Here is an 18,507-nt window from a genome sequence, read left to right on the forward strand (position 1 = left end):
CTCTGGCATGGAGCGCCTACAGGTTGTGCTCGGCCTTTTCCTGCGCGGGGTGTTGAACCAAACCCGATCTTAGGACGAGCCCCGCGCCAATTCGCGCGCGATACCTTTGCTACCTGCACCCTGGTCGTGCAGCCACAACCCTTCCGTCCGACTCCAGGCGTGGCGCACCGCCCCTCTCTCAGGCGCAGCCTTCCAGGTGATGCTGCAGCCGACCGCAGCGCCCTTTGATGTCTCTTCGACAACCCTTGAAAATTACGCGCACCGAAACTACATTTCGATCCTGCTGAAAGCAGCTTCACCCACCAAAGAAAGGAGCTTGATCGTGAATGCCCATCCTGTCACTCCCTCTGAGGGAAGTGGTCCTGTCGCCCGCAATGCTACGAGTCGGCGCAGTCTGTCTGCCGGCATGTCAGACCGCCAGACGCAGGCCTACCTGGTTGCGCGGGACGCCGTGCGCCGGGCGCAACGCTGCGCTCCGCTCTTCGACACGGTTGCGAAACGACATTCATCCCAACTTCACTGAGATTCGGCGCTGCGTCATAGACGGTTGGAGGGAGGCACGCCCGCGGCGCGCTCGCGTTCCTCGTCTGCTGCTGCCGAATGGGCTTGCCGGTCAGGCGCTGCGTTCGCCATGCGCGCGTGCCGGCTCCGCAGACACAAGGGCGTCACCCGGACGCGCGGCTGGCGCCACCATGCTTCCGCGGCACGAGGACGTGCGACAAAAGCACTGAAAATCGGAAGCGCTGACGGCCGCGTCGACGATGAGGCCATAGTCCAGGAATATTTCCTCGCCTGCGAGCAGCGGCCTCAGCGAAAAGATCCTCAGCGTCAAACGCCCTCTGCCATCGATCTCCTCGACAGCCTCGCAATTCGGCGTGCAGGAATGATTGATGTGCCGCGTTGCGTTGCCCCCGGGGCTTCCGTCGATCGTGTCGCCGATCGACTGCCCGAATAGCTGGTCGACCAACGCAATCACGGTCATCTCCTACTTTGCTGCTGTGGGTCTTGCATGATCATGCCCTTTCGATTCCTTGGGGAGCTTGCTATGTACCGCATTGGCGCGAAACTGAAGGAGGTTGAACTGAAGTTTCTTCATCCGACCCAAATGACGGTCGGCTTCAGGGAGGTTGCCAGGAAGCGCAAATCATGGGCCAAGCTGGCCGCCAAGGAACGGCGCGTAGCCATGAGTCAGCAACTGTTTCCTGCCATTGAAGGACCCCGGAAAGCCTTCTACATCCTGGACCACCGCCATACGGCCCCCGCGCTGGTTCAGGAGAAATCCGAGTGCGTGCTGGTCGGTATCGTGAAGGATTTGTCGACCCTCGGAATGAGCAACTTCTGGGTCTTTCTGGACCAACAGGCCTGCGGCATTTCCTCGCGCGGCACCGTGTCCGCCAGGCTCGTGCTCCAGGCCGGCGACAACAGCGCGGTGCAACAGCCTGCGGCAAACGTGAACACCAAGAGCGTTGCCGCTCCCGCCCACCCCAGCACTGCCAGCAGCGACAGGATCACGAGGACGCCGACCTGGACGCGCAGCGCGACAAGAATCAGTCGCCTCCGGTCCATGGTGTCGGCCAGCACACCCGCCGGCAGGGCCAGCAGGAACATCGGAAAGAACACAGCCGTCTGCACCAGGGCCGCCAGAAAGGAGGAACCCGTCAGTTCCACCATCAACCACGAAGCGGCCATCACCTGCATGGCGTTGCCCGTGAAATAGATCGCGCTGCCGGCCCAGAGTCCACGGAAGTGCGGCAGGCGCAACGGAGACCAGAGCGACTGGGATGAAGAGGACATCGTCAACTACCGCGGTTATTTTGCGAGGCCGAAGCGATCAAGAGGCCTTCGTTTCGCTTTCATGTGAGAGCCGATGCGCGAGCATCGGGCCCCTGCGACACGGCATGCCTTCGCCCCGCTAGAACGGGATGTCGTCGTCATCTGGGTCCGGTGCAGCAGATGGCAATGCCGAACGTGTGGCGCGCGTCGCGGACGGCGCACTCGACGCCGGCGGCTCGGTTGTTCTTTCCGAAGACGATCCGGCTGCTGTAGTAGACACTGCCACCCCTGCGCCGTCCAGCGCGGCCTTGAGCGCTGCTTCGACCGCGTCGATGCGCTCCTTGCACACCTTGTACGCCTCCACCGATTCCGTGACGATCGTCAACAGATCATCGATGTTCGGTTCGGACTGGTCTCGCAGTGTCTCGGCGTGCTGCTGCAGCACGCCATAGGCGTCCCTGAAACTCTTCTTTGTCACGTTGTCGGTCATGGTGTCTTTCCCGGAATGGGGTCGGTGCGAACAACGGTCGAACCGTCCCTGAACTGGATGTTGAGCATTGGCGAAGCGCTGGCTTCCCCGCTGGAGGTCACTGGCTTGCCCTCGCCGTTGCGCACGATGGCAAAACCGCGCGTCAGCGTCTTTTCGGGGCCTTGGCCGGTGACTTCACGCATCAGCGCCTGCGCATTGCCGCGCGCTTGCTGAACGGTGCCTGCAGCACGTTCGGCCACGTGCTGCAGGCGAATATCCAAGGACTGGCGAGCGGATCGGGTGGCAGCGACCGAACGGTCGATGACGGCGTTGTAGGCCACGTTGCTTGCCGCCCTGCCCTCGCCGACGCTAGACAGCGCGTCGACGCGGATCGAGGTCATCATGGCTGGCACCTTCTGCCGCGCCGTGGCGATCTCCTGCATGGCATCGGCTCTCACAGCAGTCAGCATCGCCAGGCTTGTGCGGGAGGCGTGGTGCACTTGACGAACGGCAGCGACCGAAACCTGGTTCAGCGCGCCCGTGCTGTCCTCTTTCGCACGGGCCAGGTGAGTCCGGGCATCCGCACGCATCTGTGCTTCCCTGCGCTCAACGGCCAGGCGCGCGGTTCGGGCTGCCTGCGCGCCAGCGCCAAGAATCGCCTCCCACGCCTGCCGGGCTTCCCGGCTCCTGCGCAGGATCTGCTGCTCAATGCCTGCGATCACCTTGCTGGGCGTATCAAAGCGGACATGGGCCACTTCATCGGCAAGCGTGCTGTCCCGCTCGTGGCCGATGCCGGTCAGCACTGGGATGGTCTGGTCGCAGATGAAGCGGGCCAACTCGTAGTCGTTCAGCCAGGCCAGGTCATTGACGGCACCGCCGCCGCGGATGATGACAATGGCGTCCGGCTGTGTGGGTGCGTCCCGGTGTCCTCCTCCATCGCCCGAGTCGCCCTCGCCGAGTGATAGGTCGTTGAGCGCGGCCGTGGCGGCCGCGACAATTTCGCGGGCAGCGCCTTCGCCTTGAAATCGGCTGTGGGAATAGATGAAGCGGCAGATGCCGAAGTGCTCCAGACGCCGCGCCTCCTTTTGAAAGTCGCCAAGACCCGCCGCCTCCTGCGGTGCCACGACCAGGACGAGTTGATAGTCCCACGGCGGCGCAAGCTGGCGATTGCGGTCGAACACACCCTCGTGCTGCAAGCGTGCCCGGATCTCCTTTTTCCTCGCCTCGAGATCGCCCAGGGTGTACTCCGGATCAATCGCATCGATCTCGAGGCTGAAGCCGTACTGACTCTTGAATACCGGCCTGGCGCGCACCAACAACTTGATGCCGGCGCCGATCACCGCGCCTGTGGCTTTCTCGAAATCGGGAAGGATGCGCGCCGCGGTACTGGACCAGATGGTTCCCCTGGCCTTGGCCACCAACTGGCCGTTGCTGTCGCGCTCGGACAGATCCAGATAGACGTGGCCATTGCGGGCGTATGCCTCGCTGACCTCGACCAGGGTCCAGACACCGCCCGCGAACGCCTGGGCCACGGCTGCCGCGACCCCGTTCAGGAGCCGTGACAGCGGGATGCCCTTGCGGGTGGTGCTCAGTTCGGACGACGCAGCGGCGAGCGCAACCTGCGATGCGGCGCTTACAGCGGGCGCCATGCCGGCTGGCAGCCACGCCGTGAAGGCCACCAAGTCGACGCCGGCTTCCACGTACCAGCGCTTGGCCGCGCCGTCGAAACGCGCGCCCAATGCCTTGGCGGCATCCTTCGATTTGTAGGGGACGTCGAGGTATTGGCGGGTCATTCAGCCATTCTCAAAGAGCAATGGCGCCAAGCATCGGGAGCCGAGCGACGCCACGCAGTCCGGCTACCGACTTGCCGGAGCAGACTGCGCGGCGCGTTCCTACATGGCCGGTCTGCATGGGCGGCCTAAGCTGCTTCCATCCAAGGAGCAAGTCATGAACGATCCTACGACACCCCCAGCACCTTCTGCTCCCGTCCCCACCAAAGAGGAAGAGGAGGCGCTGCTCGAGCAGGCCAGGAACGAGGCACAGGCTCGCGTCGCGGATGTGCACGTCGAAGAAGGCACTGTCAGTTCCGAGGAGGCCCAGAACTCGCCGCATCCGGACGACCACGACTGATACGAAGCGATGCCTTTGGCCGGATCCAAGGCTGGCGGCGCGAACCGCAATGACGAACGAGGCGACGCGCGTCTGATCATCTCGATTTCCAGAACCCCCGCATCGCCTTGAGTCTCTCATCGCGCTCCGTCGTCAAATAGAGGGAGGTCGTCCCGACGGACACATGGCCCAGGTTGTTCTGCACGATCTGCAGCGGCACGGGCGCCTGCCCTTCCCTGCCCTGCAGCGCATGCGACCCGTGCGAATGGCGCAACCAGTGGGTGCTGGCCTTTTTCAGCTGCAGCGCATCGGCGCCATCGAGCCCCTCGGCGGCCTGTGCAAGAAATGCCTTGATCGCCTGGTACAGCCCCGAGGCCGACCACGCCGCCGGCCGTTTACGTTCGTCATCGAAGCGACTCATCACATGGATGCCGCGGTTGCTCACCGCACTGACCTGGCGCTCGAATCCATGCCGGGCCAACTCATCACCGAGTTCCTCGACGAACTCGGCCGGCACCGGCACCTCGCGGCTGCGGTTGCCCTTGCCGATCACGGCCAGCAGCCAGTGCGAAGCAGTGCTCCCATCGGCAGCCCGGTAATCGACCTGCGTCAGGTCTTCGCACCGCACGCTCGTGATCTCGGCCAGGCGCAGCCCCGTCGCATAGAGCCAGCGCATGCCCCGGCGCAGGCGCCTGTCGGCTTCCGTCTCGCCATGTCTCTCGAGCAACGCATCGATATGGTCCCACTGCGCGAAGGTCAAGGCCCGGCTCGAACCCAACGGCCGCGGGGGATGGTGAACCGGGATGGCCACTGCCGCAAACGGATTGCCCACCAGATAACCCTGGCGCACCAAAAAGGCAAACAGGGTGCGCACGACGATCAGCGACTGCCGGAGGGTCATCGGGTTCAACGGACCTTCGAGCGGGCGCCACAGCGGTGACCAGCGCTGGTGGTGGCGCGGCGCGCACCAGGCCACGGGTGGATCGGCCAAAAAGTCCCGATACGCAGCTGCATCCTCGAGCGCCAGCGATGACAGCGCCTTTTTCCGCTCCAGCACCGCCCACAACAACAGCCGCTCCGCTTCCTTGCGGTAGGCGCGCTGCGTCGCCGACAACGCCGCCTTGCCGCTGGCGGGCTGCTTCGAGGCCAGCCACGCCCCGATCGCCTCGTGGTCATTGCCCGCCGTCAACAAACACTTCTCCGGCGGCGCGCGAAACCGCCCCGCTCTTCCGTCGAGTCCGCCCGGCAGCACGAACTTCTCGTAGGGCCGGATCGCCGTCGCCGCCGGCACCACGGCCTCGAGGGTGGCGCTGGCGAGCTGCATGCGCGGCTGCGCGACATGGACACCGACACGCAGGCCCAGGAGGGCTTCGTTCGCCTGCAGCCACTCGACGATGCGGGCCGCCTTGCCCTCCCCCACCCCTGGCACCATGGCCCACCAGCGTGCGCCGACGCCGTTGATACGCCCGACCAGGGCCGCCAGGGTGGTGAGGCCGGCACGCTCGAGCCGCGTGGCCATGGAAGGGTTGAGCCATGCCGCGACGCTGTCCCCGGGCTTCGGATCCTGGGCCACGAGCCCCTGCAGCCAGCGCAGCGCTTCGAGCTGGTGCTCGACGAGGCGCGCACGGCGAGAGGGCCGCCCCGCCCCCCTACTCCCGCCGTACTTTCCGCCGCCCTGTCCGCCGCCCTGCCCTCCACCCTTTTCTTTCTGGGGATACGCGTCCTGATAGGCCTCGAGCTGCTCCTCTTCCGAAAAGTCCTCCAGCCCGTTGGCCGCGGCGAACTCGGCCAGGGTCGGCAGCGCCGGCGCCGCCGCAAAGCGCTCGGCGTCCATGAGGATCAGCCGCGCGGTGCCGGGCTTGTTCTCGCGCCGCGCGGCCGCGGCGAACTGGTCACGGATCCAGGCGATCGTGCGCCGCACCGTGCGCAGGTCCGTGTACTCGCCTTCCAGATGCAAATACCGGTTCCAGCTCGACTTTTCGTCCAGGCCCTGGACGAGTGCGCGCATGAACGCAAAGTGCCCGCTGTGGAGTTTGCGAGGCGCTTCGTTCTTTTTCATTGCGACGCGACGTTGTCGGGGTTGTCGAACTGGCGCTCGGGTGCCTTCGACCAGAATTTCCACCACGCTGCCTTCGGGCGCGGCGGCGCGAGCAGTCCCTGAAGTTGCGTGGCCAGCGGTTGTGTGGCCCGCAGCCGGCGCCGCCGCTCGACCTCCAGCACCTGCGCGGCGCCGAACGCGGCGCGGTCCCCATAGCCCGCCCGCGCGCGCCAGTTCGCGGCCAAGCCGGCGAGCTGCTGGTCGTCGAGTTCCAGAACACTATCGGAGGTCGGAAGGTCCATCAGCGGTTGATCGCTACCCGAGTAGATCGCAGACGGTCGTTTCAAAAGATGTCAGTTTCAGAAGGAGGTCGCGTGGGAGCGCCATTTTGAAGCGCAAAGCGCGGGTGGACGCCCTCGCCGCCCGCACCGCCCCAGAATCCCGGCCTTTGAATGCCTACCGCGTACATAGCGCTTCTTTCTCCACTTGGTCTCAGGTTCCCCACTGCCCTGCTCAATGCGCTCCCAAATCGGGCCTGGCACTTTTCCCGTTGCGTTGCCTGGCCGGCACTGACTCATGGCGGACCACGGACGGTTCCTGCGTGCCGAATTCCACGTCCTTTCCAAACAGCATGCTGGCGAGCACTTGCGCGTGCCTCTTCATGCGACGCTTCAACCGGGCCGGACATCACCAGTCCACGAAGCGTCCATTTAGTTGATGATAAGAATATTTATCATCAATTTATTCGAGATGCGAGGCTGGATGAGACACGGGGTCCCTTTGGTCCCAGCTATGGGCGCTGGATCGAAGCCGACCGAGTGCTCGTCCATCCGATGGTGATTGGTGAGATTGCTTGCGGAACGCCCCCCGAGCCGAGGGTGCCGACGATCGGCGACTTGGGACAAATGCGAAGAGCCAATCAGGCGACCCCTGGGGAGTTCATTGACTTGATAGAGCGCGAGCGTCTGCATGGTCAGGGGTGCGACTTGGTGGACATGACGCTCATGGCCTCTACGCTCCTCAGGCCCGGCGCGACGCTCGAACGACAAGCGGCTTCCTCTTTGGCAGACCGTTTTGCAATTGCCTACTGCGCTTGAATAAGATTTTTCGTTCGTCAGGGTTTCACTTCCACAGCGTTGCTGCCGGGTCATAGAAGGTAGTTGACGCCGGCCTGCGTCAGCCGCTTCGATCAACGGCCACTCGGCTTACCGGTGAAAAGTCCGGGCGAAATCGTCGCGCGGCGCAGGGCGGCGACGTGCAATCTTCAGCGACGGCATCGAGCATCTCGGCTTCGATCGTTGGCCAACGAAGGCAAACGCAGTGTCATCGCGGCACGTTGAGGATCGTGAGGCGACCTCCTTCCAATCCCGGGTCGATCGTGCGCAGCAGGCTGCTGGCCGCACCATCGCCACCCTTTCGGCCAAGCCCTCCACGCTCCACAGCCATGTCCCGGGAAAAAGTCACGGAACTCGCGCCCACCCTCCCTGCGGTAGAACTTACGTATTACCGGCGGCCATAATCATTTACATGAAGAAACATTCGCCCGATGACCACCCGTGGTGGCACGAACGTCCGACCAAAGCCGCCCCCCTGTCGTCGACCGGCTTCCAAGCGCTTGAGCAGTCGCGCAGTGCAGAGAAGATGGTCTGGCCGAAGGCAACCCTCGTGGTGTCGCTGATGTTCGCCCTCGTACTGTCGCTGATTTCGATGGTGTTGCGCTGAAGGCGTTCGACCATGCGTCGCAACTTTCCCTCCTGCCTGGCCTCCCCCCGCTCCAGGCTCGATGACTGGCTCACCGATTCCCGGCTGCAACCGAGCGAAAGAACAACTTCGGCATCGTCAGCGGCCTCATGTTCGTCATCCGCACCATGGTCCCGCAGCGACCCACACGGAACGCGCCAGTTGGCGCAACATGGCACGCATCGGCCGCAAGACTCCTCGTGCGTTCCTATCTCCGCGAGGAGCAGTGATGGCCCGCGGCGCTGACGGCGGCGACGACTTCCCGGGCCGTCCCAGCGTGAAGCAGTCGCTGAAACTGGAACGGCGAATTCGAAGCGAACTCTCTGCGAGAACGTGGCGTCGGAATGTCGCCGGCTTGATCTTCGTCGTGTCTCTCGTCGTGGCGATATTGGCGATCCGGATCTGAGGGTAGCTTTCCTGCCGAGGCATCCGGTGGCCACGCTGCACCGCGCACGCCTCCCAGGAAGGTTTGGCGCCGCCCGCGGCGCCGTGGTGCGCGTCAGGCCGGCTGCAGCAGCAGCCCCTGCGTGGGCTCGTCCGAGGCCCCCTCATTCCAACGCGGACCGTAGGTGGCCGAGGCGTACGTCTGGACGATGACCGACCCGAGCAAGCCATGCATAACGTCCCCTTGCGTCGCGCGCCGGCTGATCACGCCGGACAGCAACCCCTTGCTCGCCAGCTGCTGCAAGGCTCGTTCAACCCAGACCTGACGCTGCGCAGCGCTCAAACCTTCGATTTCCCGCTTCATCGCGCGGATGCGTTCGCCCACCGGGTCCACCGGGGGAGGCGATGGCGATGGCGATGGCGATGGCGATGGCGATGGCGGGGGCGCGGCGACTGCGATAGGGGTCGCTAGCACCTCACCCACCGTTGGCGCCACGGCAACGGGGGCCACGTCGTTGCGCAGCAGCGATCGCAGATAGGAATAGGCGTTGTCGATGACCCGCAGGCTGCTGTTGGCGGCCCTCTTCTCCAAGGCCTCGACCTTTTCGCGCACCAACGCATCGCCGAATTCCTTGATCAGGCCATCCAGCTTGATTTCCCGAATCCCGAGCGTCTCCGCGCGCAGCACCAAGTTGGCGTCGACCGGTGACTGGGTGCCGGTGCGCACGGCCGCAACCTTGCTGCGCCGGCGCACCGCGAACTGCACCTCGTGGACCGTGCGCCCCTGCCGGTGCTCGATCAGCTCGATCTCCAGGTCGGTTTCCTGGTTGATCTCGTCGACCGCCTCCTTGATGCGTTCGTTCTTGAACTTGCGCCACTCCCGGCGGTCGCCACCCGGCATGTTGCTCAACGCATCCGTCCACCACCCCACCGGCTTTCGGCTGGTGACGCCGCCGGGATTGTCGCGGTACCGGGCGCAAATCTCGTAGAGCGCCACCGATGCATAAGTGCCCAGCCTGGCCAGCACGTCGAGATCGATGCGGGCCCAGCGCGACGGCTCGCGCAGAGCCGACATGATGGAGGGCGGAAACGACCAGCTGACCCAGGTCTCGCCGCGGCGCACCTCGAGGGCGACTTCCGACAACATCGAGAACCCGCGCCACTTGACCCCGTCGCCCGGCGCGGTCGACTCCCAGTCGACCTCCAGACTTCGCATCTCGCCGAGATAGCGCTTGGCAGCGGTGCGATCGGACGCGTCCGACCCCGTGGTCCGAAGGATCGTGGCCAGCGGGGCCTCGAACAGGAAGTCCGCCAGCGGCATGGTTTCCATGGAGCCCAGACGGGCCTGCGAGACCTGCAGCAGCACGGTATAGATTCGCCGCGCAGTGAGTGTCACCCGCGCCGAACGCGGCACCATCACCACCATCTCGTGCGGCTTGCGCAGTTCCAGCGGGTCTGCCCCGCCCTGCCCCTTGGCAGACGGATTCGATGGCAGGGAAACGGTCGAACTCATGCCTCGATGATATGTCCAAGCAACTTTGGACGCAAATCTCATGCATCGTGATCCCGGGGGCGCCCCGAGTAATCCGCGGACACTTGCGCGCTTGGCGGGCCTAGACAGCCGGTTAAATCGCCGACACTTCGTCCATTCGGCGCTCTTTCCCGGACTTCGGAGCCCGAGTAAAACGCGGACACCAGCGCTGGCCGACCCGTCAACCCAAGTCTGCAGGGCAGCCGGACGACCTGAGTAAACCGCGGACAAATGGGCTCCAGCCGCGCGATGCGTGATCTGACAAGCACTTGGGAGCACCTGTTGATAACTTGCATGGTGCCTGAGAATGCACGGACACTTTCCTGGAAAAGTGCGGACAGATGCGGGTAATCTGCAGACGGTTCCGGTTAGATCACGGACGCTTTGCGCGAATGATCAGCTGTAAGCTGTTGATTTATAAAGAAAAATTAAATGTAACAGCCGATCTAACTTCTTGAATTCAATAAGTTTTATCTGAATCAGGGCAAGTTCCAGTACAAACCGGAATACGGGAGAAGGGGTAAGACAGCCGCTTGGCAGGTGGGCTGGAGCGCATGTTCTTCGATTTTCAGTAGGTGCTGTGCATAATCGCATAACCCTGAAACTTCGAAAGCACCTTGCGTGGATATCAAGCAAACCATCCGTCGACAGACGCTCGAGGACATCGAGATCCAAGCCCAGAAGATTGCCGGCATGATGGAGCACATCCGAACGGCGATGTTGGCCCCCACGGCGGCCAAGATCGCGCCCAACCTGACCGCAGCCCAGCTAGCCGAACTGTGCGGCGTGGACAAGGCGAAGATCGCCTATCGCCTGACACGGGGCGACCTGCCCGCTGGCTCGATCCATGGCAATCGTCGCGAGTGGAGCATGGCCGAGGCGCAGCTCTGGAGCCAAGACTTTCGCTCGGCTCACCGCCGCCCCAAGGGAGCGGCCGGGATCACGATCACCGTCGCGAATTTCAAGGGTGGCGTCGCCAAGACGACGTCCGCGGTGACCCTGGCACAGGGCCTGTCGATGCGCGGGCACCGCGTGTTGCTGGTGGACCTAGACCCGCAGGGTTCCGCTACCACGCTGTTCGGAGTGTTGCCCGACGCGGAAGTCGACGTCGAGCACACGGCCATGCCTCTCTTCAGCGGGGATGAAGAGAGCCTGCAATACGCGATCCGCAACACCTACTGGCCCAACATCGACCTCGTCTGCGCCGCGCCGCTTTTGTACAACGCCGAATTCATCCTGCCGGCGCGCCAGTCCAAGGACGCCGGCTTCGAGTTCTGGCGGGTACTGGACCGGGGCCTGGATGCGACGCGCGAAGAATACGACGTCATCGTGGTCGACACGCCGCCCTCGCTGTCCTATGTGACCATCAACGCCCTGATGGCTGCGGACGGGGTCATCATGCCCCTGCCTCCTTCGGCGCTCGATTTTGCAAGTTCGGCCCAGTTCTGGGACCTCTTCTCTGACCTGTGCAACGGGTTGATCCGCAGCCGTGGCAAGAACAAGAGCTTTGAATTCATCGACGTGCTTCTCTCGCGCGTCGAGGCCTCCGACGCCGCCAGCTCGGTGGTGCGGCAATGGGTGCTCGAGGGCTACGGCGACAAGGTCCTGCCGATAGAGATTCCCAAGACAGCCGTCGCGGCGACCGCGAGCGCCGAGTTCGGCACCGTGTACGACCTGCCGCGCGGATCGGTCAACTCCAAGACTTTCGCGCGCGCCCGGGATGCCTATGACCGGATGTGCGAGCTGGTGGAGCAGCAGATCGAGGCGGTCTGGGCGCGCCAGCTTGACGATCGCCATAGCCTTGCAGGAGCGTGACCATGGGCCTCAGAGACAAAGCATCCAAGATCGATTTCGCGTCGCTGCTCGCGCCGGCGGGTGCCGTGCCCAGCGAGCCCAAGGGACCCAAGACTGCGCCTGGCGCAATGATGGCGCACGCCAACGACGCCCGGTCCGAACTGCTGCGCGAGAACGAGGAATTGCGCGGACGTGCCGCGCGGACCACCGAGCTGGAGGCAGAGCTGGCCGAAGCGGTGAGCGACTTGCGCGGGTGGGACGGCGCTAAGCCCGTGCGGTCGCTGGACCCGGCTCAGGTTGGGCGCAGCCGCTTTGCCAACCGGCATGCGTCCAGCTATCTGGGGGATGATTTCGAGCGCCTGAAGCGGGAAATCATGGAGGCCGGCGGCAACGTCCAGCCGATCAAGGTCCGGCCAGGCAAGGGCGGGGAAGAGGCGGCCTACGAGATCGTGTTCGGCCATCGTCGCCATGAAGCCTGCCGCCAGCTGGGTCTGCCGGTGCTGGCGGTGGTCGACAACCTCGACGATCGGACCCTCTTTGTCGAGATGGATCGCGAGAACCGCGAACGTGCCGAACTGTCTCCGTGGGAGCAGGGTGTCATGTACCTGAAGGCTTTGGACCAGGGACTATTCAGCTCGAACCGCCAGCTCGCCACGGCGCTCGGCATCGATCCCAGCAACCTGGGCAAGTCGCTCGCGTTGGCCAAGCTTCCTGACGATGTCGTGGCTGCGTTTGCGACGCCGCTGGACATCCAGTTGCGCTGGGCGCCCCTGCTGAACAAGGCGCTCGAAGAAGATCAGCCGGGCCTCGTCAGGCGCGCTGCGGAGATGGAGGCGCACCGGGGACCGCGGGGCCCCAAGGCAGTGTTGGCCTATCTGGTAACACCACCGAATGCATCGGATGCCGCCATCATCGAGCCGCAGACGTTGATGGCGAACGGGAAGAAGGCCGCCACTTTGCGGTTTGACGCCGTCGGGCGCGCGGCGCTGCATGTGCACAGGCCGCTCTCGGCCGTCCAGCAGTCGGCGCTGAGACAGATGGCGGAAGATTTCGTCAAGAGCCTTTAGGCTTCGGCGAGGTCAGAAGTAGGGGGGTGGTTCCGGAACCACCCCCTTTTTTTTTGTTTGGGGCGAGGTGGACGGCCAGCGTCAGGCCGCCTCCAAGCGTGCGCGATCGCGCTCCTGGGCGGGACGGGCCGCGGGTGGCGAGCGTCGATCAGCCCGGTGTCGAGCGCATGTGGTTCTGGAACCCCATTCTTGCGGGGAATCGACCTGCTGTTATCTGGTCGCATGCCCCTCTCTCGATACCGCGGTCCGCTGCACACGCTCACCCAGTGTGAGATTCGGGCTGGGCTCGGGGACCTTCGGCATGGGGTCCGTAGCTTCGTCGGGCCCCGGCTCAGCGGGCAAGCCGTCTCGAGTGTTGCTATGTTTGCTCCGATGGGGGTGGTTCCGGAACCACCCTCCTCTGTCAGATCCATCGAGGGGGGTCAACCGCAAAAATGTCGGCTGCGAGCGGCCTGGGAGCCGTCTTGCCGCGAATCGAAGCCAATGTCTGGCGTGGCCTCTCCCTTTGTTCGACGCAGTACGCTCGGGATTCCCCCGCCAGCCTGGCCGCGCCGCGCTCGCTCGATTGACGGCGCTGCCTCGCGGATCCATTGACGCGACGCGCCCGGCTTACAGTGTTCGTTCAGAAGTCGCCAAGCATCGCGTGCGAAGTGTTTTGTTCGCTGTCGCAGCATAGTCACGGGGGTGGTTCCAGAACCACCCCCACTATTTCCAGCCGGGAAGGATGTCACCCGAGCCGCATCCGCCGGACCGCGCTGCGATGGCTTTGGCGTGTTCTTGAGGTGTCGCTTCCATGAAACAGCGCGCAGACGCGGCATTAACGAATTCCCTTTCGAAACGTAGTGCGCGGGGACCAGCCACGCCCTTAGAACGGGGTTCGCGAAGGGGATGGTTCCGAACCACCCCTGCATTTCTTGCGCGAGGTGCATGCAACACGCATGAACGACCGCGACCACGCGCCCCCCGATTTGCCGTCGCGCGCGTGCCTTGCCTGATTCCGACGGCCATGCGCGCCGGTCGCGAAGGTGCCGCCGTGTCGCCCGACCTTTCATCGAGGGGGCCGCGCCATGCATCCCGGGACGCTTATAGGGCACGAACTTGGATTCTCCTGGCGTGACTGCGCCGGCTCGGTTTAGGGGCCGGGGACCTCACCCGTTCTCCGTTTCGCAGGATGCCTGGATGAAGGCCGAGTCGCCAGACAGGTCGGCGCGATCGCCCGTTGACAGGGCAGCAGGATCCGTTTGCCCACAGTGAGCGCAGATTCCCGAGGCGGCCATAGTCGATTCCGGCTCGGTCAGACGCCATCAGGCAGCAAGTTCAGCAACGAATCAGGCATCCTGCCAAGTGCGGGCGGATGGCTCCGCAACGACTCCGGTGACGCCGTCCATCCCTGAACCGTTACTTAGGCCAATGAGTTCATGTGGAGTCTTCACTTGTGGCCAGCTCGTCATCATTCTCCCGAAGCACTGGTAAGTCCTTGATTTCAAAAGAAATTATTTCAGTGACAGTTCAAAACAAGAAATGACGGCCTAAAAATGATACGGATGATAAGTAGAAGGATATGATGACTTCCCAAGAAACTCTGGCGCGATGAGGTTCGCCTCTCCCGGCGCTCTCTTCCCACTTCTTCTCCTTCTTCAGGTTCCGCTGATGCCATGTTGAGCCGGGGTGACCTTCCCGCCGAACCCTCCGCCCTCGCGCTGCCCTGCGCTGGCGTGGCGTCTGCGGTCCTGGCCAACCGGCACCAGCGGGCCTTTTGCCGTGCGCAACCCCAACTGCCGCCCGGTACCTTCGGCGCGGGGCAGGGCGGGAGAGCAAGCGGCGCGAGGTGCTGCACCCAGGTGCCGGATCGGGTGACCGTGGGACGTGGCGGGCGTTGAATAAGCCTGTCGATCGCCAGCCGCCCCCCCTGCACCGCGGGCATTTCGCGTTCATGCGAGCGCTGCTGCAGGGGCTTGATGAACGAGAAAGCTGGAACCGCTACCTCCGAGGCGACGGCGCGACCGCTGACCTGCGCACGATCCGCCACACGATCGCCGAGATCCGCGACGCCTTCGCGGCTGCCGCGCGACGCGAGGCGCGCCCCGGGATGGCTCGGCTGGTGCGCCTGGACCCAGAGCGCTTCAGCGCGGCGGCGAAAAGCTTTCCGACTCTCGAGTCGTTCGCGGCCGAGCGCGGTCTCGAGGACTTTTCGGAGGCTGAACAGGCCGAAGCCTATGCGGAGGCCTATCCGGATGCTCTGACAGGAGGATCCGAGCGCGCGCGCCGCGGCTGCCTGACACAGCGGTCCCGCGTCATCGCGCAGCAACTCGATGCCTTGCGGTGGCTGGAGTCGCACATGGCCCCGGACCCGCGCCCGGGCGACGACGTCAAAGCTTGGCTCAATCCCGCCGTGGCCAGCCGCTTGCACCGCTGCGATCTCCGCACGCTGGGCGCCCTGGTCGCGCACATCCACCTGGAGGGCGCGCGCTGGTGGCGTCGGGTTCCGGGCGTCGGTCTGAACAAGGCCGCCCGCGTGGTGGCCTGGCTGGACGCGCATGCCCATATTCCCGCGCTGCGCCTCCAAGCACACGTGCGCGTGCCCCACGGCACCGTCCCGCCTGCGCTGCGCAGCAGCGTCGTGGCCCCGGCCACAGCGCTGTTGCCGCTGGAAAAGTTGCGGGTTCCGGAAGCGCTGGACGGTCGGCTGGGCCAGTACCGCGCGTCACCAGAGCACTGCCTCCTGCGCGCGGCCAACGACCCTGCGGCGATCGCGGCGTGGCTGGAGGCCAAAGGGGGGGCCCCGTCCGGCAAAGTGTCCGCCACCTTCCGCGCCTATCGCAAGGAGGCCGAACGCCTGTTGCTCTGGTGTGTGCTGGTGCGCGGCAAGGCCCTATCTTCCCTGTCCCTCGAGGATGCCCAGGCCTATGGCGCGTTCCTCGCCGATCCGCCGCCCGAGTGGTGCGGGCCGCGTCATCAGCAGCGCTGGTCACCCCGCTGGCGGCCGCTCGAGGGCCCGCTTTCTCCGGCGGCGCGGCGCCACGCTTTGACCGTGCTCAAGGGCTTGTTCGCCTACCTGGTCGGCCATCGCTACCTGAGCGTCAATCCTTTCGTCGGCGTGGCACCGGCGCCCCGCCGCGAGGCGGCATTCGGCGCGCATCGCATGCTCAGCGTGGCACAGTGGGATCGGCTTGAAGCCTTGCTGGATCGGCGGGCAGACCCGGCAGACCGGGTGGGTGGCAGGGAGGGCGTGGAGGGAGCGACGGGAGCCTCCGTGGCGCGTGCCTTGCGCTGGCTGTACGCCACCGGACTGCGGATTTCCGAACTCGCCGCGGCACGTTGCGGTGACCTCGAGCGGGTCGAGCCAGCGACAGCGCATGGCGCGTTCCCGGTGCAGTGGCACTTGGCGGTCGAAGGCAAGGGGACACGCCGGCGCCAGGTGCCAGTTCCCGCCGCGCTCGTCGCCGAACTGGAAATGGCCCTGTCACGTCATCTTGACTGCGGGGATCTGCGCGACCCGGCCTGTCTCGCAATCCCGGTCCTGGTCCGCTTCGCTCGAGCCGGCGCTGCGCCACGAGGATGGTCCTCGTCGGGCCTCGCCAAGGCGATCAAGACCCTCCTAATACGGCTGAGCAAACAATGCGATGCCGGAGATGCGGCCAACATCAGAAAAGCAAGCGCTCACTGGCTTCGGCATTCGCATGGTGCACATGCGTTGACCGACCGGCCCGGCCGGCTTGCGCAGCCGGTCGAACTCGTCCGACGCCATCTGGGTCATGCGTCATCGACAACAACCGCCGCATATCGCGCACGAGCAGGCGCTACAGAGCCGACGTGAATGTCCGCCGTCGGCGAGCGACACGGGATCGGCCGCGGACCGGGCCGAACAGCATGTCGCGGTCAACCAGCGTATTCCCGGCAATATTGGCATAATGCCATGAATCACACAAAGGCTCCCATGAACCCTCTCGCCAACCTCGCCGATCTTCCGCGTCACAACACTTCGATGGTCAGGAACAAGTGGGGCGACATCGTTCGTCAGGTGCATCAGTCCGGCAGCGTCGCGATCACCAACCACGCCAATGTCGAGATGGTCCTGCTCGACGCGGAGACCTACCGGCAAGTCACGGATGCCTTGACCAGCCTCAAGGCCCGGGAAAAGTCCGTGCTGGACGAACTCGCGACGCGATTCGATGCGCGTTTGTCGATCCTGCAACAGGCCGACGCGCATGGCAAGGTGGGCGCGCTGCTGTCGTCGCGTGGCAGGCTGACGCAACGACCCCAGGCCGGCGCGTCGTTCTGACGTCGTCGCGTTTTCTTCATGTCGAGTGCGGGGCCGGCGCGGCAGCGCCCGTTCATTTTCGTGCTGGCGGGCGTCAATGGCGCCGGCAAGAGTTCCGTCGGGGGCGCCATGTTGGTCGAACACGGCCTGAGCTGGTACAACCCCGACAGCTTCGCGCGCGAGCTCATGCAATCGGGTGTGCCCCCGGAGGAGGCCAACGCCCAGGCGTGGCAGCACGGCAAGGTGCTGCTGGAGTCGGCCATCGCGCTCGGCTCCAACCATGCGTTCGAAACCACGCTGGGGGCGCGCACGATTCCGGCGCTCCTCGCGCAGGCAGCCGCCAGCCATGATCTCGTGGTGATCTTTTGCGGACTGCAAAGTCCGGCGTTGCATGTCTCGCGCGTGCAAATGAGGGTGAAGCAGGGTGGGCACGCCATCGCGGAAAGCAAGATCAGGGAGCGCTGGACCGCGTCGCGACTCAATCTGATCAGGCTGATGCCGGACCTCGCGGCCTTGCAGGTCTTTGACAACAGCGCACAGGCGCAGGTGGGCGAGGACATTCCAGACCCCTTGCTGGTGCTGGAGATGGCGAAGGGTGCCATGACGTTCCCGGATCCCCATGATGCGCGCGCACTTGAATCGACGCCGGCGTGGGCCCGCCCGATCGTTCAGGCCGGCATCGAATTGCACCTTGCGAAGGGAGGCGTACCATGACCCAGTCGAACGCCGAAGACACCGCGGTCACGGCGCAATGTCTATGAACCAGTTGCCAACCCTGGAACAACTCGCCGCCGTGGGCGACGACGAATTGCATGCGCTGGCCGTCGCTTGGCGCAAGCGCGCGCTCCATGGCGAGAGGGACGCCAACGGCCTCGCCCATGCACTGGAGGCCGAACAGCGCCGTCGCGCACGAACGAGTCAATTTCAGCAGCTGACGCCGGAGCCCCCAACGGCAGCGCGGCCCTGGTGGCGTTTCTGGCCCGAGGGCGCTGCCCCGCAGGACGGTGACGACGCCCCTTCCTCCTGAAGAGCGGCGGCTTGTGTGCGGGCCCGGCGTTTCCGCGGACCGCGTAGACGCCGTCACTCTTCAGGCGAACGGCGCTGCGCGGAACACTCCTACTTCCGCTGGCTGCTTCCAGGTCCGGGGGCAGCAACGCCATTGCATCGCCGCCGTTGATCGCATAGTGCCGCACCGTCGGCTCGCGGTCGAACAACTTGTGGCGCACGGAGGACTCGATCTCCGGTTGCTGAAAGTCTTCGGCGAATGCCGCCTTGGTGCATTCGATCGATTGCCATAGGGAGATCACGATGGCCTCGGTGGTCCATCGCCGAGATCGCGGA

Annotated in this window: 16 protein-coding genes; 9 read left to right on the top strand and 7 right to left on the bottom strand. The window is 64.8% G+C overall.

From position 1 onward, the window contains the following. Positions 1-613: 613 nt before the first annotated feature. The 4 genes from HB681_RS36275 to xseA form a co-directional block, all read right to left on the bottom strand. Positions 614-976: an SET domain-containing protein gene (locus tag HB681_RS36275; RefSeq protein WP_213959747.1), complete on the bottom strand. Its 363-nt coding sequence runs from the start codon at positions 974-976 to the stop codon at positions 614-616. A gap of 293 nt (positions 977-1,269) precedes the next feature. Then, positions 1,270-1,794, bottom strand: coding sequence for an MFS transporter (locus HB681_RS36285; protein ID WP_213959748.1), 525 nt, complete (start codon positions 1,792-1,794; stop codon positions 1,270-1,272). Between the two features lie 118 nt (positions 1,795-1,912). Then, on the bottom strand, positions 1,913-2,263 hold the full coding sequence (xseB, locus tag HB681_RS36290; protein ID WP_213959749.1) for an exodeoxyribonuclease VII small subunit: 351 nt from the start codon (positions 2,261-2,263) through the stop codon (positions 1,913-1,915). Next, positions 2,260-4,035 carry an exodeoxyribonuclease VII large subunit gene (xseA, locus tag HB681_RS36295; RefSeq protein WP_213959750.1) on the bottom strand — a complete coding sequence of 592 codons (1,776 nt, stop codon included), beginning with the start codon at positions 4,033-4,035 and terminating at the stop codon, positions 2,260-2,262. Before xseA ends, xseB begins: the two co-directional genes overlap by 4 nt. A 154-nt stretch (positions 4,036-4,189) precedes the next feature. Between xseA and HB681_RS36300 the strand changes: the two genes are divergently transcribed. Next, on the top strand, positions 4,190-4,372 hold the full coding sequence (locus tag HB681_RS36300) for a hypothetical protein (protein WP_213959751.1): 183 nt from the start codon (positions 4,190-4,192) through the stop codon (positions 4,370-4,372). Between the two features lie 76 nt (positions 4,373-4,448). On the opposite strand, the gene HB681_RS36305 is transcribed toward HB681_RS36300, so the two are convergent. Continuing rightward, entirely contained in the window at positions 4,449-6,410 is a 1,962-nt protein-coding gene (locus tag HB681_RS36305; protein ID WP_213959752.1) for a phage integrase family protein, read from the bottom strand. Continuing rightward, complete coding sequence (locus HB681_RS36310) at positions 6,407-6,691, bottom strand: hypothetical protein (RefSeq protein WP_213959753.1); 285 nt, start codon at positions 6,689-6,691, stop codon at positions 6,407-6,409. The genes HB681_RS36305 and HB681_RS36310 overlap by 4 nt, the downstream gene beginning before the upstream one ends. 1,225 nt (positions 6,692-7,916) lie before the next feature. Here HB681_RS36310 and HB681_RS36315 point away from each other — a divergent pair. Both HB681_RS36315 and HB681_RS36320 read left to right on the top strand, forming a co-directional pair. Continuing rightward, complete coding sequence (locus tag HB681_RS36315; RefSeq protein WP_213959754.1) at positions 7,917-8,111, top strand: hypothetical protein; 195 nt, start codon at positions 7,917-7,919, stop codon at positions 8,109-8,111. A 247-nt stretch (positions 8,112-8,358) separates the two neighbouring features. After that, complete coding sequence (locus HB681_RS36320) at positions 8,359-8,535, top strand: hypothetical protein (protein ID WP_213959755.1); 177 nt, start codon at positions 8,359-8,361, stop codon at positions 8,533-8,535. 93 nt (positions 8,536-8,628) lie between these two features. Here HB681_RS36320 and HB681_RS36325 read toward each other — a convergent pair whose 3' ends face one another. Next, positions 8,629-10,026: a replication initiation protein gene (locus tag HB681_RS36325; protein WP_213959756.1), complete on the bottom strand. Its 1,398-nt coding sequence runs from the start codon at positions 10,024-10,026 to the stop codon at positions 8,629-8,631. A 639-nt stretch (positions 10,027-10,665) separates the two neighbouring features. Here HB681_RS36325 and HB681_RS36330 point away from each other — a divergent pair. The 6 genes from HB681_RS36330 (at position 10,666) to HB681_RS36355 (ending at position 18,193) form a co-directional block, all read left to right on the top strand. Further along, complete coding sequence (locus HB681_RS36330; protein ID WP_345944812.1) at positions 10,666-11,859, top strand: AAA family ATPase; 1,194 nt, start codon at positions 10,666-10,668, stop codon at positions 11,857-11,859. Between the two features lie 2 nt (positions 11,860-11,861). Further along, on the top strand, positions 11,862-12,905 hold the full coding sequence (locus tag HB681_RS36335; protein WP_213959757.1) for a ParB/RepB/Spo0J family partition protein: 1,044 nt from the start codon (positions 11,862-11,864) through the stop codon (positions 12,903-12,905). A 1,933-nt stretch (positions 12,906-14,838) separates the two neighbouring features. Next, positions 14,839-16,722 carry a phage integrase family protein gene (locus tag HB681_RS36340; protein WP_213959758.1) on the top strand — a complete coding sequence of 628 codons (1,884 nt, stop codon included), beginning with the start codon at positions 14,839-14,841 and terminating at the stop codon, positions 16,720-16,722. A gap of 120 nt (positions 16,723-16,842) precedes the next feature. Then, a complete protein-coding gene (locus HB681_RS36345; protein WP_213959759.1) occupies positions 16,843-17,187 on the top strand; it encodes a prevent-host-death protein in 345 nt (114 codons plus the stop codon). A gap of 18 nt (positions 17,188-17,205) precedes the next feature. Beyond that, on the top strand, positions 17,206-17,880 hold the full coding sequence (locus tag HB681_RS36350; RefSeq protein ID WP_213959760.1) for an AAA family ATPase: 675 nt from the start codon (positions 17,206-17,208) through the stop codon (positions 17,878-17,880). Between the two features lie 43 nt (positions 17,881-17,923). After that, complete coding sequence (locus HB681_RS36355; RefSeq protein ID WP_213959761.1) at positions 17,924-18,193, top strand: hypothetical protein; 270 nt, start codon at positions 17,924-17,926, stop codon at positions 18,191-18,193. Positions 18,194-18,507 lie beyond the last annotated feature (314 nt).

It is taken from the genome of Variovorax sp. dw_954, from assembly GCF_018449755.1.
Lineage (GTDB): Bacteria > Pseudomonadota > Gammaproteobacteria > Burkholderiales > Burkholderiaceae_C > Variovorax.